The sequence below is a fragment of the Marinococcus sp. PL1-022 genome (assembly GCF_033845285.1).
Lineage (GTDB): Bacteria > Bacillota > Bacilli > Bacillales > Marinococcaceae > Marinococcus.
Map to the genome: position 1 here is coordinate 2825793 of NZ_JAWXCX010000001.1, position 25801 is coordinate 2851593.

Annotated in this window: 29 protein-coding genes; 11 read left to right on the forward strand and 18 right to left on the reverse strand. The window is 50.5% G+C overall.

Annotation, left to right across the window (positions count from 1 at the left end; all coding sequences use genetic code 11):
- Window positions 1–168: 168 nt before the first annotated feature.
- The 3 genes from SIC45_RS14435 to SIC45_RS14445 form a co-directional block, all read right to left on the reverse strand.
- The gene (locus tag SIC45_RS14435; protein ID WP_319632692.1) at window positions 169–2583 is read right to left on the reverse strand and encodes a heavy metal translocating P-type ATPase; all 2415 of its coding nucleotides are present in this window, start codon (window positions 2581–2583) and stop codon (window positions 169–171) included.
- A gap of 120 nt (window positions 2584–2703) precedes the next feature.
- Complete coding sequence (gene copZ, locus SIC45_RS14440; RefSeq protein ID WP_022793956.1) at window positions 2704–2916, reverse strand: copper chaperone CopZ; 213 nt, start codon at window positions 2914–2916, stop codon at window positions 2704–2706.
- 58 nt (window positions 2917–2974) lie between these two features.
- On the reverse strand, window positions 2975–3277 hold the full coding sequence (locus SIC45_RS14445) for a metal-sensitive transcriptional regulator (protein WP_371862273.1): 303 nt from the start codon (window positions 3275–3277) through the stop codon (window positions 2975–2977).
- A gap of 181 nt (window positions 3278–3458) precedes the next feature.
- On the opposite strand from SIC45_RS14445, the gene SIC45_RS14450 reads away from it, so the two are divergent.
- From SIC45_RS14450 to SIC45_RS14475, 6 genes are all read left to right on the forward strand, one after another.
- A complete protein-coding gene (locus SIC45_RS14450; protein ID WP_319632693.1) occupies window positions 3459–4472 on the forward strand; it encodes a LacI family DNA-binding transcriptional regulator in 1014 nt (337 codons plus the stop codon).
- 74 nt (window positions 4473–4546) lie between these two features.
- Complete coding sequence (locus tag SIC45_RS14455) at window positions 4547–5806, forward strand: ABC transporter substrate-binding protein (RefSeq protein WP_319632694.1); 1260 nt, start codon at window positions 4547–4549, stop codon at window positions 5804–5806.
- A 24-nt stretch (window positions 5807–5830) separates the two neighbouring features.
- Window positions 5831–7156, forward strand: a complete 1326-nt coding sequence (locus SIC45_RS14460) for a sugar ABC transporter permease (RefSeq protein ID WP_319632695.1) — start codon at window positions 5831–5833, stop codon at window positions 7154–7156.
- A gap of 19 nt (window positions 7157–7175) precedes the next feature.
- Window positions 7176–7997, forward strand: a complete 822-nt coding sequence (locus tag SIC45_RS14465) for a carbohydrate ABC transporter permease (RefSeq protein ID WP_319632696.1) — start codon at window positions 7176–7178, stop codon at window positions 7995–7997.
- A 30-nt stretch (window positions 7998–8027) separates the two neighbouring features.
- Entirely contained in the window at window positions 8028–9071 is a 1044-nt protein-coding gene (locus tag SIC45_RS14470; RefSeq protein ID WP_319632697.1) for a Gfo/Idh/MocA family oxidoreductase, read from the forward strand.
- A complete protein-coding gene (locus SIC45_RS14475) occupies window positions 9071–10039 on the forward strand; it encodes a sugar phosphate isomerase/epimerase (RefSeq protein ID WP_319632698.1) in 969 nt (322 codons plus the stop codon). The genes SIC45_RS14470 and SIC45_RS14475 overlap by 1 nt, the downstream gene beginning before the upstream one ends.
- 49 nt (window positions 10040–10088) lie before the next feature.
- Here SIC45_RS14475 and SIC45_RS14480 read toward each other — a convergent pair whose 3' ends face one another.
- From SIC45_RS14480 to SIC45_RS14510, 7 genes are all read right to left on the reverse strand, one after another.
- Window positions 10089–10718 carry a response regulator transcription factor gene (locus SIC45_RS14480; protein ID WP_319632699.1) on the reverse strand — a complete coding sequence of 210 codons (630 nt, stop codon included), beginning with the start codon at window positions 10716–10718 and terminating at the stop codon, window positions 10089–10091.
- The gene (locus SIC45_RS14485) at window positions 10715–11749 is read right to left on the reverse strand and encodes a sensor histidine kinase (protein WP_319632700.1); all 1035 of its coding nucleotides are present in this window, start codon (window positions 11747–11749) and stop codon (window positions 10715–10717) included. Before SIC45_RS14485 ends, SIC45_RS14480 begins: the two co-directional genes overlap by 4 nt.
- Complete coding sequence (gene liaF / locus SIC45_RS14490; RefSeq protein WP_319632701.1) at window positions 11746–12468, reverse strand: cell wall-active antibiotics response protein LiaF; 723 nt, start codon at window positions 12466–12468, stop codon at window positions 11746–11748. The genes SIC45_RS14485 and liaF overlap by 4 nt, the downstream gene beginning before the upstream one ends.
- 68 nt (window positions 12469–12536) lie before the next feature.
- Window positions 12537–13175, reverse strand: coding sequence for a PspA/IM30 family protein (locus SIC45_RS14495; RefSeq protein ID WP_319632702.1), 639 nt, complete (start codon window positions 13173–13175; stop codon window positions 12537–12539).
- A gap of 18 nt (window positions 13176–13193) precedes the next feature.
- Window positions 13194–13550 (reverse strand): flagellar basal body rod protein, encoded by a 357-nt coding sequence (locus SIC45_RS14500; protein ID WP_319632703.1) that lies wholly within the window; start codon window positions 13548–13550, stop codon window positions 13194–13196.
- A 131-nt stretch (window positions 13551–13681) separates the two neighbouring features.
- Window positions 13682–14308 carry a hypothetical protein gene (locus tag SIC45_RS14505; RefSeq protein WP_319632704.1) on the reverse strand — a complete coding sequence of 209 codons (627 nt, stop codon included), beginning with the start codon at window positions 14306–14308 and terminating at the stop codon, window positions 13682–13684.
- 49 nt (window positions 14309–14357) lie between these two features.
- Complete coding sequence (locus SIC45_RS14510; RefSeq protein WP_319632705.1) at window positions 14358–15218, reverse strand: GAF domain-containing protein; 861 nt, start codon at window positions 15216–15218, stop codon at window positions 14358–14360.
- Window positions 15219–15477: 259 nt separating this feature from the next.
- Here SIC45_RS14510 and SIC45_RS14515 point away from each other — a divergent pair, with 259 nt between their 5' ends.
- Genes SIC45_RS14515 through SIC45_RS14525 form a run of 3 tightly spaced genes read left to right on the forward strand, consistent with a single transcriptional unit; the run spans window position 15478 to window position 16459 of the window.
- Window positions 15478–16038 carry an RNA polymerase sigma factor gene (locus tag SIC45_RS14515; protein ID WP_298786434.1) on the forward strand — a complete coding sequence of 187 codons (561 nt, stop codon included), beginning with the start codon at window positions 15478–15480 and terminating at the stop codon, window positions 16036–16038.
- 11 nt (window positions 16039–16049) lie between these two features.
- Window positions 16050–16220: a YvrJ family protein gene (locus tag SIC45_RS14520; protein ID WP_298786436.1), complete on the forward strand. Its 171-nt coding sequence runs from the start codon at window positions 16050–16052 to the stop codon at window positions 16218–16220.
- Window positions 16220–16459 (forward strand): helix-turn-helix domain-containing protein, encoded by a 240-nt coding sequence (locus SIC45_RS14525; protein WP_319632979.1) that lies wholly within the window; start codon window positions 16220–16222, stop codon window positions 16457–16459. Before SIC45_RS14520 ends, SIC45_RS14525 begins: the two co-directional genes overlap by 1 nt.
- A 62-nt stretch (window positions 16460–16521) precedes the next feature.
- On the opposite strand, the gene hxlB is transcribed toward SIC45_RS14525, so the two are convergent.
- The 7 genes from hxlB to SIC45_RS14560 are packed head-to-tail and all read right to left on the reverse strand — an operon-like array spanning window position 16522 to window position 22515.
- Window positions 16522–17082, reverse strand: a complete 561-nt coding sequence (gene hxlB, locus SIC45_RS14530; RefSeq protein ID WP_319632706.1) for a 6-phospho-3-hexuloisomerase — start codon at window positions 17080–17082, stop codon at window positions 16522–16524.
- Window positions 17079–17705: a 3-hexulose-6-phosphate synthase gene (gene hxlA / locus SIC45_RS14535; RefSeq protein ID WP_319632707.1), complete on the reverse strand. Its 627-nt coding sequence runs from the start codon at window positions 17703–17705 to the stop codon at window positions 17079–17081. Before hxlA ends, hxlB begins: the two co-directional genes overlap by 4 nt.
- A gap of 11 nt (window positions 17706–17716) precedes the next feature.
- Window positions 17717–18670: a sugar kinase gene (locus tag SIC45_RS14540; protein ID WP_319632708.1), complete on the reverse strand. Its 954-nt coding sequence runs from the start codon at window positions 18668–18670 to the stop codon at window positions 17717–17719.
- 17 nt (window positions 18671–18687) lie between these two features.
- Window positions 18688–19968, reverse strand: a complete 1281-nt coding sequence (locus SIC45_RS14545; protein WP_298786446.1) for a TRAP transporter large permease — start codon at window positions 19966–19968, stop codon at window positions 18688–18690.
- Complete coding sequence (locus tag SIC45_RS14550) at window positions 19965–20459, reverse strand: TRAP transporter small permease (RefSeq protein ID WP_319632709.1); 495 nt, start codon at window positions 20457–20459, stop codon at window positions 19965–19967. The genes SIC45_RS14545 and SIC45_RS14550 overlap by 4 nt, the downstream gene beginning before the upstream one ends.
- Window positions 20460–20471: 12 nt before the next feature.
- Window positions 20472–21485: a TRAP transporter substrate-binding protein gene (locus SIC45_RS14555; protein ID WP_319632710.1), complete on the reverse strand. Its 1014-nt coding sequence runs from the start codon at window positions 21483–21485 to the stop codon at window positions 20472–20474.
- A gap of 13 nt (window positions 21486–21498) precedes the next feature.
- Complete coding sequence (locus tag SIC45_RS14560) at window positions 21499–22515, reverse strand: LacI family DNA-binding transcriptional regulator (RefSeq protein WP_319632711.1); 1017 nt, start codon at window positions 22513–22515, stop codon at window positions 21499–21501.
- Window positions 22516–22714: 199 nt separating this feature from the next.
- On the opposite strand from SIC45_RS14560, the gene SIC45_RS14565 reads away from it, so the two are divergent.
- Window positions 22715–23137 carry a MarR family transcriptional regulator gene (locus SIC45_RS14565; protein ID WP_319632712.1) on the forward strand — a complete coding sequence of 141 codons (423 nt, stop codon included), beginning with the start codon at window positions 22715–22717 and terminating at the stop codon, window positions 23135–23137.
- On the forward strand, window positions 23134–24327 hold the full coding sequence (locus tag SIC45_RS14570) for an MFS transporter (protein ID WP_319632713.1): 1194 nt from the start codon (window positions 23134–23136) through the stop codon (window positions 24325–24327). Before SIC45_RS14565 ends, SIC45_RS14570 begins: the two co-directional genes overlap by 4 nt.
- Before the next feature lie 54 nt (window positions 24328–24381).
- Here the strand turns inward: SIC45_RS14570 and SIC45_RS14575 are convergent, their stop codons facing one another.
- Window positions 24382–25737, reverse strand: a complete 1356-nt coding sequence (locus SIC45_RS14575) for a sigma-54 interaction domain-containing protein (protein WP_319632714.1) — start codon at window positions 25735–25737, stop codon at window positions 24382–24384.
- Window positions 25738–25801 lie beyond the last annotated feature (64 nt).

Sequence of the window (25801 nt, forward strand, 5' to 3'; positions counted from 1 at the left end):
TCTATCAAATGCATTCGAACTATTATATTGTACCTACAAACCTCTATTTATTATAGCATAAATCAAGAAAATTCATAGTCATATAGTAATGAACCGGATTCAAAATCAATTTTTCTGTCATACTGAATAAAAAATCAGGCAGAGCTGCTTAAGCCCTGCCTGATTTTATTATGAAATCTTCATCCGCTGCAGGCGCAGGGCATTCAGTACAACAGAAACTGAACTGAACGCCATGGCTGCCCCGGCCACCCACGGAGCGAGCAGGCCGATGGCGGCAATAGGAATGCCGACGGAATTATACACAAACGCAAAGAATAAATTTTCTTTAATGTTTTTCATCGTTGCGCGGCTCATGAGTACAGCATCTGCTGCGCTGTTTAGATCCCCTCGCATCAGCGTAATGTCCGCTGCCTCCACGGCGATGTCTGTGCCTGTGCCAACAGCCATACCGATATCAGCGGTCGCAAGCGCCGGTGCATCGTTAATCCCGTCTCCGACCATGGCGACGCTCCGCCCTTCACGCTGCAGCTGTGTTACTTCGCTGCTTTTCTGTTCAGGGAGTACGCGCGCAATCACACGGTCAATCCCTACCTCTGCTGCAATAGCGCGGGAAGTTTTCTCGTTATCACCGGTAATCATAACGACTTCAAGCCCTGCCGCCTGCATGCGTTCCACTGCCCGTCTGGATGTCTCCTTCACTGTATCAGCGACGGCAATCCAGCCGGCAAAGCGGTCGTTTACCGCCACTGCCATAACTGTTTTACCCTGATCCTCCAGCGTTTCGTTTTCTGCTCCTTCCGGAACACCTTCCACACGGCGCTCCGCCAGCCAGGCACTTGTCCCAACCGCTACAGTGCCGGCCTCTGTGACTGCGAGCACTCCTTTGCCGGGTACTGCTTCAAACGAAGAAGCAGGCTGCAGCGTAAGATTTTTCTCCGCCGCATCCTGGACAATCGCCTGGGCCAGCGCATGCTCGGAGGACTGCTCCGCTCCGGCAGCGTGCATCAGCAGCTGCTGCTCCGTCCAGTCCGGAGCCGGTACAATATCTGTCACTGCCGGCTCTCCTTTTGTAATCGTACCGGTTTTATCAAGCAGAATGGTTTCCACTGCCCCGGTGCTTTCCAAGTACTGCCCGCCTTTAAACAGCACGCCATTTTCAGCAGCTCTGCCGGAGCCTGCCATAATAGACGTCGGCGTTGCGAGCCCGAGCGCACATGGGCAGGCAATGACAAGAATGGCGATGGTTGGCAGCAGTGCCGCTTCAAGCGATCCGGGCTGCACAAAAAGAATCCAGGCGAGAAAGGTCAACAGTGCGATGCCAATTACAATCGGTACAAACACTCCGGATACACGGTCGGCAAGGCGCTGAATCTCCGCCTTTCCGCCCTGGGCTTCTTCAACGACCCGGACAATCTGGGACAATGCCGTGTCCCTGCCGACCCGGGTGGCGCGCATGCGGATACGCCCGTTTCCATTCACCGTCGCACCAATCATCGCGTCTCCCGCGTCTTTTTCCACCGGAATGCTTTCACCCGTAAGCATGGATTCATCCACAGACGAGCGGCCGTCTATAACTTCCCCGTCCACCGGCACCCTGGCTCCCGGTTTCACGTGGACCACGTCGCCCTCCTGGACGTCTTCGCTTTTTATTTCCGTTACTACACCGCTTCGCTCCACGAGGGCGGTTTCCGCTTTTAACGAGAGAAGTGATTTAATGGCGCGCGAGGTGCGTCCCTTCGCTTTCGCTTCAAACCACTTACCAAGGAGGATAAGGGTAATGATCACTGCTGACGTTTCAAAATACAGCCCTTCGGATGCATTGCCTGTCAGCACAAAATACAGGCTGTAAAAATAGGCAGCCGAGGTACCAAGGGCGACCAGCACATCCATATTGGCGCTGCCGCTCCGCAGTGATTTATAGGCGCTCCGGTAAAACGTGGAGCCGATGATAAACTGAACCGGCGTCGCAATGCCTAACTGAACCCAGGGGTTCATCAATACTTCCGGGGACCAGAGACAGGACAGAAACCCGAAATGGGAGACCATCGTCCATACAAGCGGAAGGGTTAAAAGCGCAGAAATCAGCAGCTGCCATCCTTTTTTCCGCTGTTCTTTTTCTCTCGGATCCTCCGTCTCTTTCTCGGTGCGTTCGGTTAACCCGTACCCTAATTTGTCTACTTCCTGTTCCATGTCCTCTACAGAAACTTCTCCGTCCAGATAGTGGACCGTGGCACGCTCCATTGCCAGGTTGACGGTGGCTTCCGACACTCCGGGAAGTTTATTCAGCTTCTTTTCCACTCGGTTGGCACAGGCAGCACATGTCATTCCGGTGACGTCAAACACCGCTTCGCTGCGGCGGACGCTATAGCCCATCTGTTCTACTTTTTCTTCCATGTCATGCGGTGCTACCTCACTGGGATAATACTGTACCGAAAGCTGTTCGGTCGTTAAATTAACGGAGGCTTCTGAAACCCCGTCCATTTTCCCAATCTGTTTTTCAATGCGCCTCGAGCATGCTGCGCAGGTCATTCCCTCTATGGAGGCGTTCCAGTGAGCAGGACTATTAGCTGTCTGATTTTCCATCATGGCACCTCACTTTCCCTCCAGGCTTTCTTTCAATATTATACCCCCGTATAGTATTTTGCAAACAAAGAGTGCGTAAAAAAGCGGACCGTGCCGTCACGATCCGCTCCTTCTTATTATTTACGCGGATACAACATCGTACCCCTGGTCATCTATCGCTTCATCGATATCCTTTCGCGAGGTTACTTCAGGATCGTATTCTACATCTACGGCTCCAGTATCAAGGTTTACTTTTACATTCGAAACGCCCTGCAGTTCGCCAACGCCGCCTTCTACCGCAGAAACGCAGTGACCACAGCTCATTCCTTCCACCTGGATCGTTTCTTTTTTCATTTCAACCATCCTTTCTATACCCTCATTGTATAATACACCTCAGGGGTATTGTCAAAAATCACTTCATCATCCGCCGCATAACAGCCATCAGCTCTTCAATGGATTCTTCGCCCTCGCCGTCTTTAATTGCATTTGCCACGCAGTGTGAGGTGTGGTCCTCCATTAATGCCAGCGACACTTTGTTGGTCGCCGACTGAATAGCTGCAATCTGGTTTAAAATATCCACACAGTAGCGATCGTTTTCCACCATATCGTGAACGCCGCGCACCTGTCCTTCAATGCGCTTTAATCGATTCAGCATTTGTTGTTTATTAGGTTGGACGGTCCTTTTGTTGCCTGAAGCATGCTCCATACTGTCCACTCCTTCTTATCGCTTATTTACCGCTAGTTTACTAGGTTGCACGGCGTTAATCAATTTTTATGATTCATAGAAAAGCACTGTTTTTTATGATAATTTTTAAAAATTTTCAATTTAGGGTTGCGTTAAATGAAAGCGTTTTCTATAATGAAGTCATTCTTCCAAAACGTTTCGGAGGCTGATCATGAATACTATCAAAGATATCGCTAAAGCAGCCGGCGTTTCGGTCACTACTGTTTCAAGAGCCCTAAATGGATACAGCGACGTCAATGAACAAACGCGTCAACGTATCCAGGAGATCGCTGAACAGCTGGACTATGCGCCAAATCATATTGCACGCGGCCTCGTTATGAATCGTTCGAAGACAATTGGGCTCTTAACCTCCCAATCCTTTCCTTCCAATTCGAAGGATACGTTCACACTTGATATTCTGGCCGGCGTAAACGAATACGCCAACGAATACGGTTATGACCTCATCTTATTTCAATCCCGTCCTGCCGGAGACCGCACGTATTATCAAATGTGCCGGGAGCGGCAGCTCGAAGGAGTAATCACCCAGAACCTTCCCCACGATCACTCCGCCACTGAGGAGCTGGCGGCTACCGGACTGCCGTGCGTGTTTATCGACAACCAGGTGGAAAGTGGTACCGCAAGCTTTGTTACCACCGACAACGCAGACGGCGCCCGTCAGGCGCTCGTACATTTGATCAGCCTCGGTCATGAACATATCGCATTTATGAACGGCCATCATTACGCCTACGTATCCAAAGAACGCCTGAAAGGCTACGAAGAAACACTCCGGGAGTTCAACCTGCCTTACCGGGAAGAATACATCCGGGAGGCGTCCTTCGATGAAAAACTGGCAGAGGAAGAAGCGCTTGGACTGCTGCAGGCCTACCCGCACATTACAGCCGTCTTTTGCGCCAGTGACCTGATGGCTCATGGTGTCATGCGGGCAGCTCACCAGCTGGGCTATGTGCTGCCGCAGGACCTGTCAATCATTGGATTTGACGATCTTGTGCTCGCAGAGTATTTTTCACCCCCGCTTACGACCGTGCATCAAGACAGGTACACGTTAGGCCGCAAAGCCTGTGAATTACTTATTGAGAAGATTGAAGGGAGAAAAACTCCTGATAGTCTGGTAATTCCTGCGTCACTGACCGTCCGGGAATCCACCAGTCCCCCGGGGAGCAAGTAAGTTTTCTTTACTTTTCTCCGGAATCCGAAACGTTTCGGATTTTTGAAACCGATTTCATTTAAGGAGGAATTTGCATGAAAAAAGCTGCAGCTGTAACAGGAGCGTTTATACTGCTCGCCGGATGTTCAAACGCGGACATCTCTCCCGCTGCTGAGGACGAAGTAACGATTACGTACGCCCGAGGTGTGGATACAACCAACGCGACAGAGGCTACCATTAAAGCCTTTGAGGAGGAACACCCGAATATTAATGTCGAGGTAAGAGAAATGCCGCCAAGCAGCAGTGAGCAGCATAACCAGTACGTGACAATTTTGAGCAGCGGCAGTGATGAAATCGATGTGTTCGCAGCCGACGTCGTCTGGCCGGCAGAATTTGCGCAGGCTGGGTACGCCCTCCCTCTCGACCGCCTGATCGAACGGGATGATGTCGATATAGACGCACACTTCCCGGCCCCTATTGAAGCCACTTCTTATAATGGAAGACAATATGCCATGCCAGTGTACACAGATGCCGGCCTCCTCTTTTACCGGGACGATATTGTAGATGAGCCGCCGGAAACATGGGAAGAGCTTGAAACAAAAGCTTCAGGGCTCCAGGGCGAAGAAGGAACTTCCTTCGGCTACACCATGCAGGCCTCCCAGTATGAAGGCCTTGTCACAAACGCCATTGAGTTTATCGGTGCCTATGGCGGCCAGATTATTAACGAAAATCAGGAGGTAGTCGTCAACTCCCCTGAGGCCATTGAGGGCATTCAAAAAATGATCGATATCACCCAGTCTGATTTTGTGCCTAATAATATTTTAAACTTCCAGGAAATTGAAACGGAGAATGCTTTCAATACCGGTAATACTGTTTTCGCCAGAAACTGGCCTTATATGCTGTCCACATCGACCGATCCGGAAATTTCCAGTATTCCTGATAACGTCAGCTTTACTACACTTCCGGAAGGAAGCGAGGGCAGTGCATCCGCGCTGGGTGGGTGGACCACCATGATCAACAAAAACTCTGAAGAAGTCGAAGCTTCATGGGAATTTGTGAAGTTTATGTCCAGTAAGCAGGGGCAGAAAATTGGTGCCCTCGAAGGCAGCCGGGCTCCTACTATTGAATCCTTGTATGAGGATGAAGAAATCCAGGAAGCAAACGCTTTGTTTGCGGATGAAGCCTTCGTCGAAACGCTTCAGAATGCCGTACCGCGTCCGGTGACAGCAGATTATCCGGAAGTATCGGATATTATGCAGATTGAACTTTCACGGGCAGCAGCCGGAGAAATTACTGCTGAAGAAGCCGCCGCCAACATGGACCGCAAATTGAGCGCTGTTTTGAATGAAGAATAATACGGATTCGAAGGAGGAACCCGCATGGCTGGAAAACCTAAACGTAAATTTCAATTAAACGAAAAACAATTAGGCTACGCAATGGTCGCCCCGGCGCTCATTCTGATTCTTCTTGTCGTTATCTGGCCGGTACTGCTTTCCGGCTGGAACAGCCTGTTTGACTACCGGCTGAATGATCCCAGCAAATCAGAGCGTATTATGACCGAGAGTCTGAATCTTGAAGAGTATGCCGATAACCGGTATCTCATCGAACAAAACATCAACGAATTAAGCGAAGCCTATCCAGAAGGAGAGGAAACGTTTAACGAAACCTGGGCTGTCGTCCAGGAGCATCATGAAGAGCTCGTGGACGATGAGGGGATGGCTTCAAGCTATCAGGAAGTCAACAGTATGCTGAATAACTACGAGCCTATCACAGACGATAATTTACGCATTCAATCGATCGACGGGTCGTGGGGCAGTGAATTTGAAGCTGCGATGGATGAACAGATTGAAGCTGTCAATTCCGTGCAGCAGCAGGCGGAGGGCGACATCGCAGTAGAAATTGGCTATCTGGCCGCCCAGCTCGACAACCTGCAAAGCTCGGTGCTGTCTTCGAATTTTGTCGGCCTGCAGAATTACACCGATTATCTGTTTAATGGCAGGACATGGACCGCCTTAACGAATACGACCTTCTTTACGATCGTTTCCGTTGGAGCTGAGCTGATTATCGGCCTGGGCGTCGCCCTGTTAATCAACCGGGCCTTCAAGGGACGCGGAATTGTGCGGGCTTCGGTTCTCGTGCCGTGGGCTATTCCAACAGCCGTGGCTGCCATGATGTGGAGCTATCTGTTCGACGGCCAATCCGGGATTGTCGCCCACTATATGGCTGCCATCGGATTGATTTCAGACCCCGGGACGCTGTTAACAACTGCTTCGGGCTCCATGTTTTCTATTATATTCGCAGACGTCTGGAAAACGACGCCATACATGGCCCTCCTTCTGCTTGCCGGGCTGCAGACTATACCAAACACGCAGTATGAAGCGGCTGAAGTTGACGGGGCAGGCAGTATACAGAAGTTTTTCTTTGTGACCCTGCCACTGTTAAAATCAGCGATTCTCGTCGCCCTGCTGTTCAGAACTCTGGACGCCTTCCGCGTATTTGACCTGATTTATGTACTGACCGGCGGCGGACCGGCGAACGCCACGGAATCAATTTCTGTGTTTGCCTACAAAATCCTGTTTGAACAGCAGAACTTCGGTGCCGGCTCCGCCCTTTCCGTCATTGTGTTTGTCTGCGTAGCCATTATCAGCTTCATTTTCGTCAAGCTGCTTGGCTCGGACCTGTTCCCGGAAAAAGTGAAAAAATAAATGGAAGGAGTGACTGCCCATGTTTAAAAAACAAGCCGGTATCCGATTTTATATTTTCCTGATTATCTTCGTGTTTCTCGTAATGTTTCCGTTCATCTGGGTGTTTTTAACCTCCCTGAAGCCGCAGGATGAGCTGACATCGTTCGCCTGGTTCACGTCCAATGCCACACTCGACTCCTATGCGTCGGCGATTACCACGAGGCCGCTGTTCCGTTACATGCTCAACAGCTTTGTCGTTTCCGGACTGACTACGGTTTTATCGCTCTTGATTGCTTCGTTCACGGCCTATGCGGTGACGAGGCTTCCCATCCGCGGCAAGACCCTGATTTTAGGACTGGTGCTGGCTTCATCGATGTTTCCGCCAATCGCGATCCTGTCTCCTATCTTTAACTTTGTGACAGACACGGGACTTCGCAACAGCTATATCGGTCTCGTGATTCCGTACATCACCATCAGCCTGCCGCTTGCGATTTGGATTCTGGCTACCTTTTTTCAAAAGATCCCCTGGGAGCTCGAAGAATCGGCCAAGCTGGACGGTGCTACGCCGTTTCAGACATACCGCCAGATTATCCTGCCGCTCGCTACACCGGGCATTTTCACTACGGCGATTCTCGTTTTTATCGCAGCCTGGAACGAATATCTTTTCGCCCTGGCTATCAATACCGCTGATGCCTGGCGGACGATTCCAGTCGGCATCTCCTTCTACCAGAGTGAATATACAGTACCATGGGGCGACATTTCTGCCGCTACCGTTATCGTCACCATCCCGATTGTCATTCTCGTTCTGATTTTCCAGCGCCGGATTGTTTCCGGACTTACGAGCGGGTCAGTAAAGGAATAATCAACGTATATAAAAAGGAGTGGAGCTCACATGAAAATAGTAAATATCGGCGTCATCGGATGCGGAAGCATCGCAAGAAACCGCCACATACCAGAATACGAAGCAAATCCGCATACCACCATCCGGGCGGTCTGCGACCTCGTAAAGGAACGCGCCGAGGAAACGGCCTCCCATCTCGGAGCTGCGGCGTACACAGATTATCATGAGCTGTTAAAGGACGAATCGATCGAGGCAGTGAGTGTCTGCACGTCCAACCATATGCATGCCCGCATCAGCATCGACGCTCTCGCTGCCGGTAAGCACGTACTCTGTGAAAAACCAATGGCAACAAGCGAACAGGAAGCCGAAGAAATGATGGAGGCCGAAAAGCGCAGCGGCAAAAAGCTAATGATTGCCCACAACCAGCGTTTCGTCCCCTCTCACGTGAAGGCAAGGGAGCTGATTGCAAACGGCGAGCTTGGCAAAATCTTCAGCTTCCGGACGACGTTTGGCCACGGCGGTCCCGAGGGCTGGAGCATTGACGGCAAGGACAGCTGGTTTTTCCGCAGGGAGGAAGCCTTTATCGGTGCCATGGGAGACCTTGGGGTGCACAAATCCGACCTTATTCAGTTTCTGCTCGATGAGCCGGTAACCCAGGTGGCTGCTTTTGTGGAAAACAATGCAAAGGAAAATATCACGGTGGATGACAACGCCGTCTGCCTGCTCAGAACAGCGGGAGGCCTGATTGGAACTCTCACGGCCAGTTGGGCGTATGTGCCCGAGGAAGACAACTCGACAATCATTTACGGTGAAAAAGGGACGCTCCGCCTTGAGGATGATCCGGTCCATTCACTGACTGCCCATTATACCAACGGCCATACGGTCCGCTACGAGCTGGGAGGCATTCAGACAAACGATGCCGGCGGCCAGGAAGGCTCCGGCGTGATTGATGCTTTTACTCATAGCATTGTTTCAAATACGGAGGTTCCAGTATCCGCTGCAGACGGAAAGCAGGCTCTCGACGTTATTCTGGCAGCTCTTGCGTCCAGCGAACGCGGGCAGTTTATTACTATCGGAAAAGAAGGTGTTCAATAATGAAGATCGGCGTTTTTACTGTTCTTTATGCTGATTTGGCTTTTACAGACATGCTCGACAAGGTGAAACGTGCCGGAGTGCAGGCGGTAGAGCTTGGCACCGGTGGCAACCCGGGCAGCGCCCACGCAAATGTGGACGAGCTTTTACACAGCGAGGATGCACGCAGACAGTTTCAGGAAGCCCTGGACTCCCGGGGCTTAACCGTCAGCGCGCTCAGCTGCCACGCCAACCCAATTTCTCCGGATCCGGCTGAAGCGAAGGAGGCGGACGAAACATTCAAAAAAACCGTACAGCTTGCGAGCCTCCTGAATATTCCGGTCGTCAATACATTTTCCGGGGTTGCCGGAAGCGACGAGAGCGCCAAGCATCCAAACTGGCCGGTCGCGCCGTGGCCGAGTGCGTATTCGGACATTTACAACTGGCAGTGGGAGCAAAAGCTTATTCCTTATTGGAAGGAGGCCGGGAGCTACGCTAAAGAACACGGCATCAAGGTCGGTATCGAGCCCCACGGAGGCTTTCTGGTTCATACGCCGTATACGGTATTGAAGCTGCGGGAGGCGACCAATGATGCCGTGGGCGCCAACCTTGACCCGAGTCATATGTGGTGGCAGGGGATCGATCCGGTCGCCGCGATCAAAATTCTCGGAAAAGAAGGAGCGATTCACCACTTTCACGCCAAGGACACGTACATTGACCAGGATAACGTCAACATGTACGGCCTCACTGACATGCAGCCGTACAGCAGCGTTCAGACCCGGGCCTGGAGCTTCCGTTCGGTCGGCTTCGGCCACGGCATGAAGGAATGGAGCGACATGATCAGTGCGCTCCGGACGTTCGGCTATGACCATGTTGTCAGCATCGAGCACGAAGATCCAATCATGTCACTCGATGAAGGCTTCGAGCGGGCTGTACAAAACCTAAACTCCGTAAATATCTCTGAACGCCCAGTCGACATGTGGTGGGCATAGCCCTCCACATCAAAAAAGCTGCTCCCCTTTACTCAGGGCGGGCAGCTTTTTAAAATAGGCGATGCTTGTACGCATAAACGACTGCCTGGGTACGGTCCTGCACCTGCAGCTTATGAAGAACACTACTCACGTGCACCTTCGCCGTTTTCAGGGCAATAAACAGCTCTTTGGCAATTTCCATATTGGTTTTCCCCTCCGCAAGCAGCCGCAATACCTCGAGCTCGCGTGCGGTCAGTTCCTCATGCAGCTCCCTCTGATCCCGCCGTTTCATGTTCGCCATCAGATTCCCCGCCACCTCCGGCTCCAGAATCGACTGGCCGTCGTGCGTTTTCCGGATCGCCGCTGCGATCTCCCCGGCCCGGGAGGTTTTTAAAATATAGCTTACCGCGCCCGCTTCAAGCGCCGGATATACCTTTTCGTCATCGATAAAGCTTGTGACGATAATAATTTTGGCTGCCGGCCATGCCTCCATAATTTTTGCTGTCGCCTCAATGCCGTTCATATCATCCATCACAAGATCCATAAGGATAATATCCGGCCTGAGCTCAAGCGCCAGCCTGACCGCTTCCCTTCCGCTTGAAGCTTCAGCGGTTACTTCCATATCCGGCTGTGTTGATAAATACGAGGTCACCCCAATACGCACCATTTCATGGTCATCTGCAAACAGGATGGTGATCATACCTCTTCCCCCTTCGACAGCCAGGGCACTTTGACGTCGATGCGGCTGCCTTCTCCCGGCAGACTCACCAGATGGAAATGCCCGCCGATTTCCTCTGTTCGTTCCTTCATCGTACTCAGGCCGTAGCTGTCTGGTTTTTCTTCCTCCATATAAAACCCGACACCATTATCCTGGACGCGCAAAATAATAAATTCTTCGCGCTGCAGCAGAGACACCTTCAATTCAGTCGCCTTCGCGTGACGCAGCGTGTTGGAAATCGATTCCTGGCTGATCCGAAACAGCTGATCCTCCACTCCCTTTTCAATCGGAAATGGCTCAATCACCTGCTTAATCTGCAGCGGCACCTTCGTCGTCAGATCGTTCAGCAGCTGAGCAATTCCTTCCTGCAGTGTTTGCTTATTCAGTGCGGCCGGCCGCAGATGAAGAAGCAAAGCCCTCATTTCGAGCTGGGACTGGTTGATCATCCGCTCGATGGTCTGCCATTCCCGGGAGACCTCCCCGGCGCCAGCCTGTTCATTAACCGCAGATATCATCATGGAGGCCGCGAACAGCTGCTGGCTTACCGAATCATGGAGCTCACGGGCGATTCGGTTTCTTTCCTGCGAAATAACTTCCTGCAGGCTCTTTTCCCGGTCTTCGGCCCGTTCCGTCGCCAGCTTCTGCCCCCGCTCGGCCTGTCCCTGCAGCTGGCGCTCCACCATTTCAAGCTCCGTACGCAGCTCTTCTACTTCCCGGTACACCTCTGCCGGCCAGATTGTTTTAGAGCTTCCTCTGCCCAGCCGCTCCAGCACAGCCTGCAGCTGCTGCCAGCGGGCGTTCCAGGCCCGGAGCACCAAAAAACCGAGAGCGGTGCCAAGAAGAACAATCAGAACCACGAGCAAAAATACATACGGAAGCCCGCTCATCGTTTGCCCCGTCAGTACGTCCCACATGTCAAAAGGCAGCATCAGCAGAAGCGGAATCACGGCTGCGGCGCTTATAAGGAGGGCTGCGGCAATTCCCCACCCAGCCGCTTTCACAAAGCTGTTCATCGCCGCTCCACCTCCAGATCCCCACTGAGAAGCGAGGTGAAAATGTAAAGCGTGGAGGCTTCTTCGTCTGCCGCAGGCGAATGGTAGGTAACCGTCTGTTTCCAGCGCTTTGCTTCTTCTTTGCCAAACAGGCGCACGCGCCCGTACAGCGTGCTGTGCCGGATGATCACGTTCACCTCGTACGGAACGTAGACGGTCACTGAACCCAGGCCGTGGCGGACGATAATCACCGCCTGCTGCGGCAGCACCGTGTTGGTGGCATCAACAATTTTATCGCCGACGCCGCCAATCACGTTAATATCCTTCCAGTGAAATGGCTTCCGTCCGACCTTCTCCCGCCCCCACAGGCGGTTGCCGAGCAGCTCGTCCCGTTCATAATTCTCCATTCTGCCGCTCAGCTCCTCCACCTCTGCCTGTTCTTCGACGGGCTCCCGGCCTGAGCGGCGCATCTGCAGAAGCAGCAGAACGAAAAAGGCGATCACCCAGAACTGGACGGCCCAGAGAGTGACCGCTGTAAGACCCAGTCCGATCCACCCGGTCCACCAGAAAATGGCCGAGAGTGTCCGCCTTTTCGTCCGTTTTCCGATAAATATAAATAGGCCGAAGAAAAACAGTATGGGCAGCAAACCCGCTCCGTCCGAAAAAAATTCCAGTATAAACAGGAGGATTCCCGTAAAAAACACGAATTGGATCGTCTTCGTTGATATGTGGGAAAACATAGGAACCCTCCTTTGCTGTTTTTATGTAAGTTAAAAATAGAGACGCCCTGGTCAGCGTCTCTATTTTATCACGCTTTTTCCTGCTCCGCCTCTGTCTTCCGTTTTTCCAGACGGGCTACCCGTTCGTCGAAGGTGGAATGCTCATACTCCTGCTGCTGATGGTGCTCCATACTTTCCAAATACTGTTCCACTTCTTTAAAACGGGACTCCGGGTCGCGGCCGTTCTCCTGATACAGCTTAGAAATATTGTGATTGGCCCGGGCTACATTTTCCCGCCCCATCCACTCCATCCGTTTCAAACGCATATCCTTCAGCTTGTACACCATTTCCTGATGCCGCCGTTCAAGCGTCTGGAGCTGTTCTTCTGCTTCTTTTTTCATTGAAGCAAGCTTTTGCGCCCGCTCACCGTACTGTTCAATTTCCCCGGCGGCAATATCATACAGCTCGTTCTCTTCATAATGCTTTACTACCGCGGCCTGCTGCTTGCGTTTATCCAGCATGCTTTCTGCTTCGTCCTGTTCGTGCTGAAATTCTTCAACCAGCCGGCGCTGGCGGTCTGTCAGCCTGCTTACCTTTTCCGTCTCGCGCTCTGCCTCTTTAATATAGCGGTTGAGCGAGACGATCGGATTGTCTGTTTCTTTTTTCATGTTCCACCGCTCCCATTCGTGTTCGACATCCTCCTTGAACTGCTGCCAAATGCCTGCCATGGACTATTCCTCCTTTTTTTATCTGCGCTTGAGCTTTTTCCATTCCTCTTCAAAGCCTGTAAACGGGTCTTTCGTTCTTGTATGGCGGTCGATGTCCACCTCATCACCATTCCATTTTTTTACGCTCCAGTATATTGCATACAAGCCGAGAAGCGCGATTACTGCATAGATATTGGTGAGCGCAAGCAGTATGGCTGTGATACCCACGATCACCCAAAAAACCCTCGCCGCGGTGGATGTGCTTTCCTGAAACTGGCGGTAGACGATATACGCAAGCGCCACTCCGGCTGCGAGCAGCAGCAGCGGCCCAAGGTTGGACAGAACGACAATCGCTGCGACTGTAATCACTGCTGTTAATCCGATTTTTTTCCACATGGTGTTTCCCCCTTCCTGTACTTCTATCTTACGCCGGTTCCCCGGATTCCGGGAGCAGCCCGGGGTCTATCTTTTCTACGCCTCAAGACGTATTTACCATAAAAAAACACCCTTTCTGTATAAAAGGGTGCTTACGTCTGGATCTGCTGCCCTGCATTTTCAAGGGCCCCGATCGTCTTTTTTTTAAATACATCGTCGACCGGACGGCCGTCCGGACTCGCATAATTCAGCTGATTTTTTTTCGGGAGGTAAACATATCCCAGTGCTTCAAGCTCTCCGCAAAGTCCGGCCGGCAGCTCCCCGGACCCCGTCTGCCGGATAAAATGCTCTGTTACCGAGACAGTGACCTCTGTATCCGTAGATCCAGTGTTCAGCACAAACATATCATTTTCGTTCTGCTTGATCCATTTTCCTTTGGAAAAGAGCGAAAACGTCGATGCTTCGAGGGCGGAAATGCCGCTGAGGTTCACTCGGTAAACGTCATTAATGATCTGTCGCACCATTTCGCCGGACAGACTGGCCGGCAGCCGGGCAAGTGCATAGTCAAGCAGCTCCTCTTTGCCGGCGGCCTGCCATTGCTGTTCAGTCCATGCTGCGAAAACGGGATGCGACCTCCGGGCGCCAGGCGCTTTCGGGTCTGCTGCAATACTCTGCAGTGAGATATCGAAAATGGTAAAAACAATGCACTCCACCAAAGCTGCGGTAAGTTTATTTTCATTTTCCACTCTTTCATCCATCTGTTCTGCTTTTGTACTCATATCAGTTCCTTCTTTCAACTTGATATGTAAACCGTCCACCGTTCTCTGTTCACTCGTTTCTGACCAGCCGGAATCCAATAGACTTCAGCGCCGTTTCCAGGCTCTTTTCGATCATAATATTTTCGCCGAGGATATCTTTGCGGATGTCCTGAACAGCCATGTCCGGCCGCATCCCGGTCAGGATAGGATCGATGCCCATCAGCTTCAGTGCCTGAATGACCTGGGAAATATACGTTGTAAACGTTTCGTTAAATGCGGAAACACCTGACACATCGATCATAAAATAGTCGTATTTTCCGCCGTAGACTTCCTGCAGCACCGTTTCCATCAAACGGTTGGATCTGCTTTCATCCATCGCCCCGACGAGCGGGAGCACGGCAATTCCTTCGCCTATCGGCACAATCGGATACCCGAGGACTCCTATTTTTTCATTCATCTGGTCGACACGGATCAAATAGCTTAATAAATTCCCGAACGTCTGAATCAAAGAAATTTCTTCCTTCTTAAATTCGCGAGGCTCGCGGTTTAATACGCAGAGCGTGCCAAACGGGCCGCCTTCCTGATTCTTGATATACACGCCCAGAAAGGTATGTATATCGAAATTTTTCGGCATCAGCAGCTCTTTCGTTTCTTCATCATTCACGGCATCGGAAAAATGAAAATACTCCTGTTCGTCACTTTTCAGTACATACTGGCAAAACGAGGCTTCATGCTCCACCTTCATTCCCGGGGATACAAGCTCCTCCCCGTGGTTATTGTAAGCACTCAGCACGTCCATGTAAGTATCTTCTTTCTTTGCAATATAAACAGAGTCCACGTGAAGGGACTCAGCGATTACGCTCATGATTTCTTCAGCCATCTCTTCAATGGAGAAAGTGTATCTGCTTGACGGCCCTGATGTTAAATTCACTTTTTCCCCTCCTGTTACAAAAATCTAATATTTTCATATTCCCTCTTCTGTTTTTAAGTAATCTTTTTGTAAACACATTATGCCACCAATGAGTCTTTTTTAACAGGACTTAACCTGTAAATTTTTTTAATTTCAGTATTTTCTTGTTTACAGGAAAAGCGTTCGTATAAAATATAAGAACAAACGTTCGTATTTATGGTTTACTTTTTATCTGTTGGATGTCTTTTATAAACAACAGGGGTAAGGAGAGGAGGCATCTATGACACATTCATCATACGCTGATTCAAAAAGAGAAACGTGGGAGACCTTCCGGGAGAAGAATCATTCATTTCTGCGCACCCGGCTTATTCGGGAATTTCTGGAGGATTCTGTGCACCAGCAATTATTAAAGCAGGCCCTGAACGAAGAGACGGCCTGGGCTTATAAAGCCGTCGATTTGTCCTTTAAACGATTCTATCAGGACGTGATCTGGCGTTCCTATATGTTAAAAACCCTGCACTGGGACGCAGTCCGCTATGACCGCTATCATCGCCGGCGCCAGCAGCGGACACCTTTATCCGATCAGGAGGAGATGTTTGAAGAAGCCGGGAATTTTTCCAGCCGGGTCGAAGAACAGAGCCTCGAGGAAGAGCTGCACCATTATTCCATCTGGCTGGGGTTTCGTTCGCTGACGCCGTACCAGCAGTGGATTTTTTCTAAAAAATACAGCTCCGGGTGGAAGGATACCGACATTGCCAGTCATCTTCAAATCAGCCGGCAGGCAGTGTCAAATGCCCACCGGAAAGGACTGAAGACCCTTCGTTTTTATGCCGGAAAATAGGAGGAACGGTAATGCATATTATTGATTCCAGTGCTGTCGTCGAACTGCTTGCCAATGTCGGCTTTCCTATCGTAGTAACATTCTATCTGCTTTTGCGGATTGAACAACGCATTGAGCACCTGCGCCGGGAAGTAACACGCCTGGCATGCTCTTCATCAAAAAAAGGAGGTCGCGATGCATGATGACTAACAATCGCACAACAAAAACCCAGCGCATGAGTGAAGAAGCGCTGTATGAAGAGCTTCAAAAATTCGAGCCTTTCATCCAGCAGGCCCTGCGCCAGACGTCCTATCAGGAGCGTGAGGATCTTCAGCAGGAGCTCCGTCTGAAATGCATTGAAAAAATACTCACGTACGAGCCGCCGGAGGTGCCCGGCTTCTGGGAGTACAAACGCCGCTATGATAAGCAGGCAGACGAATAAACCGGCCTGCGCCATAAAAAAAGCAACCGGTCCGGCTTTTGGCCGGACCGGTTGCGTATGTGCTACTCCATGTTGGAATGACGCCTGGCCATCTGTTCATAGTCAGCGTTACCGCCTGCGTGAACAGCAGCAATAATCAGGCCGTCCAGTATTAAATGCAGACTCTGGTCGAATTGGTTTCCCAGCGGCTGAATCGTTTCCGGCTCGTGCTCCAGCCGTTTTTTTGTTGCTGCCGGAATTTCAATAAAGGCACTACTAATCTTTCCGAGGGATGACGCTCGGTTGGTGGAGCAGACGAGAAGCTCTGCTCCGCTTTTTTTTGCCTGTTCCGCCGTGTGAACGAGAATCGGAGTGTTTCCAGATCCGGATAACACTACAAGTAAGTCCCCCTCACTCACGGAAGGGGTGATGGTTTCCCCGACGACAAACACATTATAGCCGCTGTGCATGAGACGCATCGCAAACATTTTTCCAACGAGACCGGAGCGCCCCTCGCCGGCTACAAAAATTCTTGGTGCCCGGTTAAGCCTTGCAGCAGCCTGTTCTGCTTCTTCTGCGTTCACGCTGCCAACAACCTCTGTTATTTCCCGGGAAATAGTATTTAATACTTGTTCTGTATTCATAGCCGATCTGCCTCCAATCGTATTTGCTCGGCCGCCTGCCGTGGGTCTTCACTTTTGGTAATAGCGCCTCCGATAATAATGACATCCGGACGGGCATCCTTAATTTTATAAAGGGTATCTGCCTGCAGTCCCCCGGCCGCCGACACCTCCCAGTGCGGGAATGCCTGCAGCAGCTTGTAATAATCACTATCGCCGCTCCCCTCCTGCTGCATGTCTTTGCCTATATGCAGCGAAGCGCTTCGGATGCCAAGCTTGTCGAGTTCCTTGAGGCGTTGTTTTTCCCGGACATTCAGCAGATCCACAAAAGCTTTTTTCCCGTATTCTTCAGCGGTCTCGAGCACAGCCTGAATCGAAGCATCCGACGCGAAAGCCATTACCGTCGTTACGTCTGCACCTGCCCCGAAGGCCTGGATTGTTTCTGCCCTGGCGGCGTCACATGTTTTCATATCTGCCACCAGCACTTTATCCGGATATTCCCGCTTCATCTGCCGGACGATGTCCATGCCGTATTCCTTAATAACTCCCGTTCCTATTTCAATCCAGTCAATATATGCTTCGGTTTGATGAACGATCTTAAAGCAGTCGTTCCATGGCAACCGGTCCAGCGCCAGCTGTATATTCATCGCTTCCTCCTTTAACGCTTCAGGCGTTCTTCGTTCCCAAGCACTGCTTCCACTTCCTCTAAAAGCGGCAGTCCTTCATTATCGCCTGCTACCTGCACCACTTTTGCTCCCCCTGCCGAGCCGATTTTCAACGCTTTTTCAAGTGGATATCCCTGCAGCAGTCCGTATAAAAAGCCGGCATTAAAGCCATCCCCTGCCCCTACGGTGTCGGCCACCTTTTCTACTTTTTCCGCCGATTGATGCACGGTTTCACCGCTTCCGCTTTTTCCCGCTGCTCCTTCACTGCCATTTTTAATAATGACACGTTCGATACCGTACGATTGAAAAGACGAGATGTGTTCTTCTAAGGACTGGACGCCAAACAGCATATCCGCTTCGTCTCTTCCACTCAGCATAAGATCCACATACGGAAGAAGTGAGCGGATGGCCTCTCCGGCCTCCTCCCTGCTCCAAAGGCGCAGACGGATGTTTGGATCCATAGCTGTAAGCACTCCCTGTTCTCTTGCAAAGCGTAAGGCCTCCCGGAGCATTTCCACGTTTTCCGGGCGGAGTGAAGCAAACACCCCGGTAATATAAAACACCTTCGGCTGCCCGCTCAGCTGCTCTTTAATGTGCTGTAGCGTTATTTCTTCCGTCGGGGACGGAAAACGGTAGTAAAACGTACGTCCGTTTCCGTTTTCGAGCGTTTCTTTAAAATTTACGGGAGTAGCGTAGTTGTCTTCCAGGGCTATTCCCGAAACGTCAATTCCCTCTCCACGCAGATTATTGAAAATGTGGCGGCCGAATTCATCGCGGCCAAGACGGCTGATCATGCCAGTCTGAAGCCCGAGGCGGGCGCAGCCAATGGCCACGTTCAGCTCGGCCCCGCCGATTTTACGTTCAAACTCAGTCGTAAAGCGCATCGGCCCCCGCTGCTTCGGATTCATTGTAATCATTGCGTCACCAATTGTAAGGACGTCCTGCATCTTTGCTGCCTCCATTCTTATTCAAATGCATTCGGCAGCCACATGAAAATGCCCGGCACGAATGCAATTACTAAAATCACAACCAGAATCATGCCAATGTACGGAATCGTCGCTTTAAAGGACCTGCTGATGGAAAGCCCGCCAATCGCGCTTGCAAGCAGCAGGCACAGGCCGTATGGCGGCGTTACCAGTCCTACAGCCAGGCACATAAGAACGACAATCCCCACATGAATCGGGTCGAGACCGAGCTCTGATGCCGCCGGCAGCACAATAGGCACAAACAAAATGATCGAAGGCACGGTATCCATAAACATGCCGACAAATAAAAACAATAAGATAATAAGAATAATCATCAGCCACGCGTACGGCACTGATTCCTGGAAAAACGATGAAATATGGGCCGGAATATTGTTATAGCTGATCAGTCTTCCGAGCGATGTAGCGGTCGCCAGCGCAAACAGGGTAAGCGAGCTGAGCTTCAATGTTTCAATAACGATGTCCGGCATGTCCCGCAGACGGATGCTTTTGTAAAAAAAGAACGCCAGAATAAATGAATAAATGCAGGCGATGATCGACGCTTCGGTCGGTGTCACAAAGCCACCCATAATACCGACGAGAATAATAATCGGCGTAAGCAGCGGTGGAAAGCTCCGGATGCCGTGTTTGACAATTGCTTTTGTGTCGAGCCGGTCATGCTTCGGATAATTATTTTTCTTTGAGATGATTGATATAAACACCATTAAGCCAACGCCGATTAATAGTCCTGGAATAATTCCGCCGATAAACATCTGACCAATCGACACTCCGGCCAGGCTTCCGTAAATAACCATTGGAATCGATGGAGGAATGATCATGCCCATCGTGGAGGATGCGGCGGTTACAGCCACTGACGTTTCTGTGCTGTACTTTTCTTTTTTCATGCTTGGGATCAGAATCTTTCCCACTCCGGCCGTATCAGCCGTGGACGCTCCGGATATGCCTCCAAAAAACATGGAAACGACAACGTTGGAATGAGCCAGGCCCCCGCGGATATGACCGACGAGTGACACCGCAAACTGGATAAGCCTCTCGGATATTTTTCCCCGGTTCATGATGTTTGCCGCAAAGATAAACAGTGGCACAGCAAGTAAAATAAACGAGTTCAACCCGACAAACATTTGCTGAATAACGGCTTCAAGCGGCACCGTTCCCATAACGAGAAAGCCGATATAGCTGACAATACCAATCACAAAGGCAATAGGAATGCCAAGAACCATCAATATTAAAAAGAGCAGTATAAGTCCAATAGCGGTTATCATTTTTTATTCACCTCCACAATATTTTGGTAGTGGCGCCAGTGATCCATTGCATTCTGAAACGCAAACAGCATAATCCCCGCCCCGGCAATTGGTACAGGCAGCCAAATGAAAAACTGGCTGACTCCAGGCAGGTAATTCAGCGTCCAGCTGCTGAACTGCGCTGTAATCTGGATCCCATGGATCACAAACGCGAGACCGAACAGGATTAAAAAGAAATGAATAACTACCTGGAGCGCGAGCAGGTACTTGCCGGACAGCTTCTCCAAAAGGATGCTCACAGTAAAATGCTGGCGTTCCCTAACCATTGCCGCCGCCCCGAGCAGTACCATCCATATAAAGGCATATGTGGCCACCTCGGCTGACCAGAGAAAGGCTATTCCTGGAATATAACGGGTCATTACCTGCAGCGCTACGCATATAAAGAAAATAGAAAAAGCGGCTGCGCCTCCCCACAAAAACATTCGCTGTATTTTATCGATAAATGCTCTCATCTTCTCACCCACCTATTCATCCTTTAATTCCTGGACTCTCTCATATTCCTCTTCCATTCCAAGGCTTTCGACCGCTTCCCTGCGTACGTCTTCCGTCTGCTCTGTGAAGGCTTCTTTATCCACTTCGTTGATTTCCATGCCTTCCTCCTGCAGCTTTTGTTTGTACTCACTGGCCAATTCCTCATCAGTTGCACGAGCGGTTTCAGTTGCTTTCTGTACCGCTGTATCAACTGCCTCCTGCTGTTCTGCATTCATACTGTCGTACGCTTCCTGTGTGGTGAAAAATACCCGTGTTGTAACGTCGTGCTCCGTGAGTGACAGATGATCCGCTACTTCGTAATGACTGGCTAAATAAATATTGGTAAAATCATTTTCTGCTGCATCCGTCAATCCGTTCTGAAGCGCCTGGTACATTTCATTCCAGGCTACGCTCGTCGGCTGTGCACCGAGCGCCTGCCACGTATCCGTCACTACCGGTGAATCCTGAGTCCGGACGGTCTTATTTTCTAAATCCTCCGGTGTTTCCACCGGCTGCGTTCCGTAATAATTGCGTGTGCCTGCTGACCAGTAATCAAGTACTTTGAAGTTTGATTCTTCTTCCGTTACGCGTGCCACTTCATCGCCTACCTCGCCGTCTACCACTTTCGTCCAGTGCTCCCGGTCTTCAAACAAATACAAAATGGAAAAGAAATCTACTTCTTTTACCTTTTGGGCCAAATACCCGGGAGAAGCGACCACCAGATCCACCGATCCGGTCTCCGCGCTTTGGGCAAGCTCGGCTTCACTTCCGCCAAGCGAGCCGTTCGTGTGTACCTCCACCGTAACGCTTCCATCGCTTTCTTCTTCTACAACCTTTTTAAATTCTCTCAGGCCGACAGCGTAGGGACTCTGATCATCAAGCTGGGTGGCGGCAACTAAATGAACATTTTCTTCAGCCCCGGCTGTGTCTTCTGTACTGCCGCTGCTGCAGCCTGCCAGCATTCCAGCGGCGACCGCCGCTATGGTAACGCTTACTTTTTTCATCATTCAAAACCTCCTTTTATATTTTTGCTCCAGTGGAATCCCGTACATGAAAGGTTGTCTGATACACATATTCACGGCTCAATTTCTCTGCCGGCACGCCGTTGTTCACCTGTTCCAGCAGAAGCTCTGCTGCTTTTTCACCCATTTGATAGGCCGGCTGCTCAATGGTCGTCAGTGATGGGGAAAAGAAATCAGCGTACTCCACTTCATCAAACGTCACCAGAGCAAGGTCTTCAGGAATATTGAGCTGATTTTCTTTGGCAAATGTCAATGCTTCTACGAGCATGCGGTCGTTAGAGATAAACAGTGCATCCGGGGGCTGCTGCTCTTTCATCATGACCTTTAATGCTTCCCGGGCGCCGCTCACTTCCCCGTGATATGCAAGCCTTTTGTTTTCAGCGATCCCCTCTGCCTCCAGCGCGTCCTCAAAGCCGCGGAAACGGTCTTTTCTGGTATTCATTTTCAGCTCCGGACCGATAAAACCAATTCTTCGGTAGCTCCTGTCGGCTAAATGCTTTACCGCCTCGTAGGAAGCCTTGTAATTATTCACCACCACAGAAGGAGCATCTGACTGATCCACTGTTCGGTCCAGAAATACTAATGGAATTTGATAGCTCAGAATGTCTTCATAATTTTTTCGGTCCTGGCTGCTCGGAATAATAATCATTCCATCAATCTGCTTTGCCATCAGCATATCGATGTATTGTTTTTCCTTCATTTCGTCGTCATCGGCGTTACAGATAATGACATGATAATTGTATTTAATGCACATATCTTCAATAGCCCTGACCACCAGGGTGGAAAACCGGTGCACCACATTTGCGATAATAACGCCGATCGTCGTCGTTTTTTGCTGCTTCAGCCCTCTTGCAATCGCATTCGGCCGGTAATTTAACTGGGCGATGGCCTGCTCGATACGTTCTTTTGTTTCTTCGCCCATATATGTAAAGCGACCGTTCATAAACTGGGACACGGTGCTGGTGGAGACATTTGCTTCTTTTGCCACATCACGCAGCGTCACATTTTTTCGCATAGCTTCCCTCCTGATAAAACGTTTTAGTAAAACGATTTATTACATTCTAAAATATCCAACTCCAAATTGCAAACGCTTTATTATTTTTTTTGCTTCCTGTAATCGTTTCCAGTGTTTACCTTTATTCAAATACTTCGTATACTGGTAAAGCTGTAATTAGTTAGCATGCTAATTAAATCAAAAAGGAGCTTTCTTTTCTATGGAATCAGATCAGCTTATTCATATGATCCATCAGCGGTCGCGTACGCTCTCGAACACACTAAACGAAACACTCGCCCCGTTCGGCCTCTCCCATGCGCAGTATATGATTATGTATGTGCTTGATACCGGCGGCCCGGCCACCCAGGTGCATATGCGGAAATATCTGCAGGTGGAAGCGCCTACGATTACCCGTACTATTGCGACAATGGAGCGCAACGGCTGGATTGAAAAACGCCCCGGACAGGACCGGCGCACGCAGATCATTCATCTTACCGACAGCACGAAAAAAATGCTTCCCGGGATTAAAGAGCGGGTGGCAGAAGCAGAAAATCATTCGCTTGCGCAGCTGTCAGATCCGGAACGGGAAGCTCTGCATGAGCTGCTCGGAAAAATTACGAAGGAAAGGAGCGTGGAACAGTGAGCCGTCATGACCACCCTATCTGGACGAAGGATTTTATTAGTATCACGATTACCAATTTCATGGTTTTTACCGTATTCTACTCTCTTTTAACCACACTGCCCCTTTTTGTTACCGGCAATCTCGGCGGCACCAGCGCCCAGGGCGGGCTTATCGTCACGATTATGCTCGTTGCCACCATCATCACCCGGATATTTGCCGGTAAAATTATGGAAAAAACCGGACGTAAACGCGCAATGGTCTGGGGTGCTGCTGTGTTTGTCCTTTGCACTTTTTTATACCTTTTTATTGATACGTATACCGGCCTGCTTCTGCTCCGGTTTGTACATGGCATTCCTTTTGGCATTTTAAGTACAGCTACCGGCGCAATCGCTGCAGATGTTATCCCGAATGAACGCCGCGGAGAGGGCCTCGGTTATTTCACGACCTCGATGAATGTCGCAGTCGTGATCGGGCCGTTCATCGGACTGACGCTGATACAGTTTGCTCCTTTTGCCCTTTTATTTGTACTGCTTGGCATTTTTATGATTGTCGGCGTCTGGTGTGCGGCCATTGCCCGGGACCCGGGGACCCCTGCCGCGCCGAATACCGAAAAACAGAAGCTCTCCATTCATGATTTTATTGAACTGCGGGCGCTTCCAATTGCATCTATCGGCCTGCTTGCTTCTTTTTCCTACGCAGGTGTTATTTCATACATGTCCTTATTTGCTGAAGCAATGGGGCTGATCCAGGTATCCAGCTTCTTCTTTCTTGTATTCGCAGTTGTCGTCATTGCTTCACGTCCGGTCGCCGGACCGTTGTTTGATGCCAGGGGGCCGGGGGCTGTTTTGTATCCTTGTCTTCTGATTTTCGCTATCGGTCTCGTAACGCTCAGCTTCACTACTGCCGGGTGGATGCTCCTGTTGGCTGCCGCGCTGATCGGCCTTGGCTACGGCACGCTTCTTCCCGGTTTTCAGACGATGTCCATTCAGGCGGCTGAGCCGCACCGAAGCGGACATGCAACAGCTACATTTTTTATCATGTTCGACTCCGGCATCGCTCTCGGCTCTTTTTTTCTCGGACTTTTAGTGAACGCTGTCGGCTATCAGTATCTGTATCAAATTACGGCAGGCATTATACTGCTGACGATTGGGGCATTGTTTTTATATTTCCGGACCTCGTCAGTTTATGCCTATGAAGAAAAAAAGGCGTAAGCCCCTATAATATTCTGTATATAAAAAAAGCAGGCGCGCGCCTGCTTTTTTGCATTACATCTGATGATCACGCATTTTTTTGTATAACGTCGTCCGATGGATTCCAAGCTTTTTGGCAGCTTCTGTTTTATTACCGTTTGCTTCTTCAAGCGCCTGCTTGATCATGGTCTGCTCCTGAGCTGATTTCTGGTCCTTCCAGTTGGCTGCGCTTGCGCTTTCGGTCCGGGTTTCCTGGACGGGCTCTGCGGTTTCACGCGCTGCTGCAGAAGAGATGGGAAGATCCTCTGTACGTATTTTCCCGCCGTCGTGCATAGCAGCAAGCTGTTCAATAACATTCATCAATTCCCGGATATTTCCCGGCCAACTATACTGCTTCATGGTCTCCATGGCTTTGTTTGTTATTTTTAGCGGCTTCACGCCCAGTTCAGTGGAAAAGTGCGTGTTATAGTATTCCACCAGGAGCGGAAGGTCTTCGGACCGTTCACGGAGCGGCGGCAGACCCACGGGTACCACGTGCAGACGGTAGTACAGATCCCTGCGGAATTTCCCATCCTCCACCAGCTGTTCGATGTTTTCATTAGTGGCAGAAATGATCTTCATATTTACCGGAATTGGGGCCGCGTTGCCGATCTTGCGTACATATGAATCCTCAAGCACCCGCAGCAGCGCTGCCTGCATCGCCATAGACATATTGCCTACTTCATCGAGAAACAGCGTACCTTCATGAGCTGCTTCGAGTAAACCGACAGAGCCCTGCTGGGGCTGCATTGGGACTTCCTTTCCGAATAATTCTTCTTCAAGATGAGTGTCCGGGATAGAGGCGCAGTTTACCGCTACAAACTCTCCGGTTCTTCCACTTTCCTGATGAATCGCCTGGGCAAACAATTCCTTGCCTGTCCCCGTTTCCCCGGAAAGCCAGACAGGGGTTTTCGTTTTAGCGGCCCGCTTCGCCGTCTGGATCGCCCGGTGCACCTCTTCATTTTCCCCTATAATGCGCCGGAAGGAGGCGATGGAGGGACGGAAGGTAGGAGAAGAAGCCGTTTCAGATGTATGTAGCTCCTTTAACGCTTTTTCCGTCCAGACACCGGTGACTCTTCCCTTTTTGTTTACGACCGCGATTGGCGGGTACTGCTGCTCCCATGATTCCGGAACCTGTCCTTCAGTAATCTGGGACACTTCTAAAATCCATCCGTCCTTAATCTTTTTATCAAGGCTTTTTTCCTTGTAGATATGGTTCCACACCTTTGTTTCATCGAGAATACCTACCGGCCGGCTGTCGTCGTCCACCATCACGATTGCATCCTTTTCCCCGTTCTTCCAAACCTTCAACACGTCAGACACTTCAGTTTTTGACGCTTCGAGCATACATGGCTCTACTACAAACTGTTTCCAGTATTCTACTTCTGCCATTCTCCATCACCCTTCCTGTTTATGAATTATTACCCCACTATTCCCTTCCGGTCCCCGAAAGAAA

What these genes read in the sequence shown, in the direction of transcription:
- SIC45_RS14435 (WP_319632692.1), bottom strand. Translation starts at nt 2,583, where the DNA reads ATGGAAAATCAGACAGCTAATAGTCCTGCTCACTGGAACGCCTCCATA.
- copZ (WP_022793956.1), bottom strand. Translation starts at nt 2,916, where the DNA reads ATGAAAAAAGAAACGATCCAGGTGGAAGGAATGAGCTGTGGTCACTGC.
- SIC45_RS14450 (WP_319632693.1), top strand. Translation starts at nt 3,459, where the DNA reads ATGAATACTATCAAAGATATCGCTAAAGCAGCCGGCGTTTCGGTCACT.
- SIC45_RS14455 (WP_319632694.1), top strand. Translation starts at nt 4,547, where the DNA reads ATGAAAAAAGCTGCAGCTGTAACAGGAGCGTTTATACTGCTCGCCGGA.
- SIC45_RS14460 (WP_319632695.1), top strand. Translation starts at nt 5,831, where the DNA reads ATGGCTGGAAAACCTAAACGTAAATTTCAATTAAACGAAAAACAATTA.
- SIC45_RS14465 (WP_319632696.1), top strand. Translation starts at nt 7,176, where the DNA reads ATGTTTAAAAAACAAGCCGGTATCCGATTTTATATTTTCCTGATTATC.
- SIC45_RS14470 (WP_319632697.1), top strand. Translation starts at nt 8,028, where the DNA reads ATGAAAATAGTAAATATCGGCGTCATCGGATGCGGAAGCATCGCAAGA.
- SIC45_RS14475 (WP_319632698.1), top strand. Translation starts at nt 9,071, where the DNA reads ATGAAGATCGGCGTTTTTACTGTTCTTTATGCTGATTTGGCTTTTACA.
- SIC45_RS14480 (WP_319632699.1), bottom strand. Translation starts at nt 10,718, where the DNA reads ATGATCACCATCCTGTTTGCAGATGACCATGAAATGGTGCGTATTGGG.
- SIC45_RS14485 (WP_319632700.1), bottom strand. Translation starts at nt 11,749, where the DNA reads ATGAACAGCTTTGTGAAAGCGGCTGGGTGGGGAATTGCCGCAGCCCTC.
- liaF (WP_319632701.1), bottom strand. Translation starts at nt 12,468, where the DNA reads ATGTTTTCCCACATATCAACGAAGACGATCCAATTCGTGTTTTTTACG.
- SIC45_RS14495 (WP_319632702.1), bottom strand. Translation starts at nt 13,175, where the DNA reads ATGGCAGGCATTTGGCAGCAGTTCAAGGAGGATGTCGAACACGAATGG.
- SIC45_RS14500 (WP_319632703.1), bottom strand. Translation starts at nt 13,550, where the DNA reads ATGTGGAAAAAAATCGGATTAACAGCAGTGATTACAGTCGCAGCGATT.
- SIC45_RS14505 (WP_319632704.1), bottom strand. Translation starts at nt 14,308, where the DNA reads ATGAGTACAAAAGCAGAACAGATGGATGAAAGAGTGGAAAATGAAAAT.
- SIC45_RS14515 (WP_298786434.1), top strand. Translation starts at nt 15,478, where the DNA reads ATGACACATTCATCATACGCTGATTCAAAAAGAGAAACGTGGGAGACC.
- SIC45_RS14520 (WP_298786436.1), top strand. Translation starts at nt 16,050, where the DNA reads ATGCATATTATTGATTCCAGTGCTGTCGTCGAACTGCTTGCCAATGTC.
- SIC45_RS14525 (WP_319632979.1), top strand. Translation starts at nt 16,220, where the DNA reads ATGACTAACAATCGCACAACAAAAACCCAGCGCATGAGTGAAGAAGCG.
- hxlB (WP_319632706.1), bottom strand. Translation starts at nt 17,082, where the DNA reads ATGAATACAGAACAAGTATTAAATACTATTTCCCGGGAAATAACAGAG.
- hxlA (WP_319632707.1), bottom strand. Translation starts at nt 17,705, where the DNA reads ATGAATATACAGCTGGCGCTGGACCGGTTGCCATGGAACGACTGCTTT.
- SIC45_RS14540 (WP_319632708.1), bottom strand. Translation starts at nt 18,670, where the DNA reads ATGCAGGACGTCCTTACAATTGGTGACGCAATGATTACAATGAATCCG.
- SIC45_RS14545 (WP_298786446.1), bottom strand. Translation starts at nt 19,968, where the DNA reads ATGATAACCGCTATTGGACTTATACTGCTCTTTTTAATATTGATGGTT.
- SIC45_RS14550 (WP_319632709.1), bottom strand. Translation starts at nt 20,459, where the DNA reads ATGAGAGCATTTATCGATAAAATACAGCGAATGTTTTTGTGGGGAGGC.
- SIC45_RS14555 (WP_319632710.1), bottom strand. Translation starts at nt 21,485, where the DNA reads ATGATGAAAAAAGTAAGCGTTACCATAGCGGCGGTCGCCGCTGGAATG.
- SIC45_RS14560 (WP_319632711.1), bottom strand. Translation starts at nt 22,515, where the DNA reads ATGCGAAAAAATGTGACGCTGCGTGATGTGGCAAAAGAAGCAAATGTC.
- SIC45_RS14565 (WP_319632712.1), top strand. Translation starts at nt 22,715, where the DNA reads ATGGAATCAGATCAGCTTATTCATATGATCCATCAGCGGTCGCGTACG.
- SIC45_RS14575 (WP_319632714.1), bottom strand. Translation starts at nt 25,737, where the DNA reads ATGGCAGAAGTAGAATACTGGAAACAGTTTGTAGTAGAGCCATGTATG.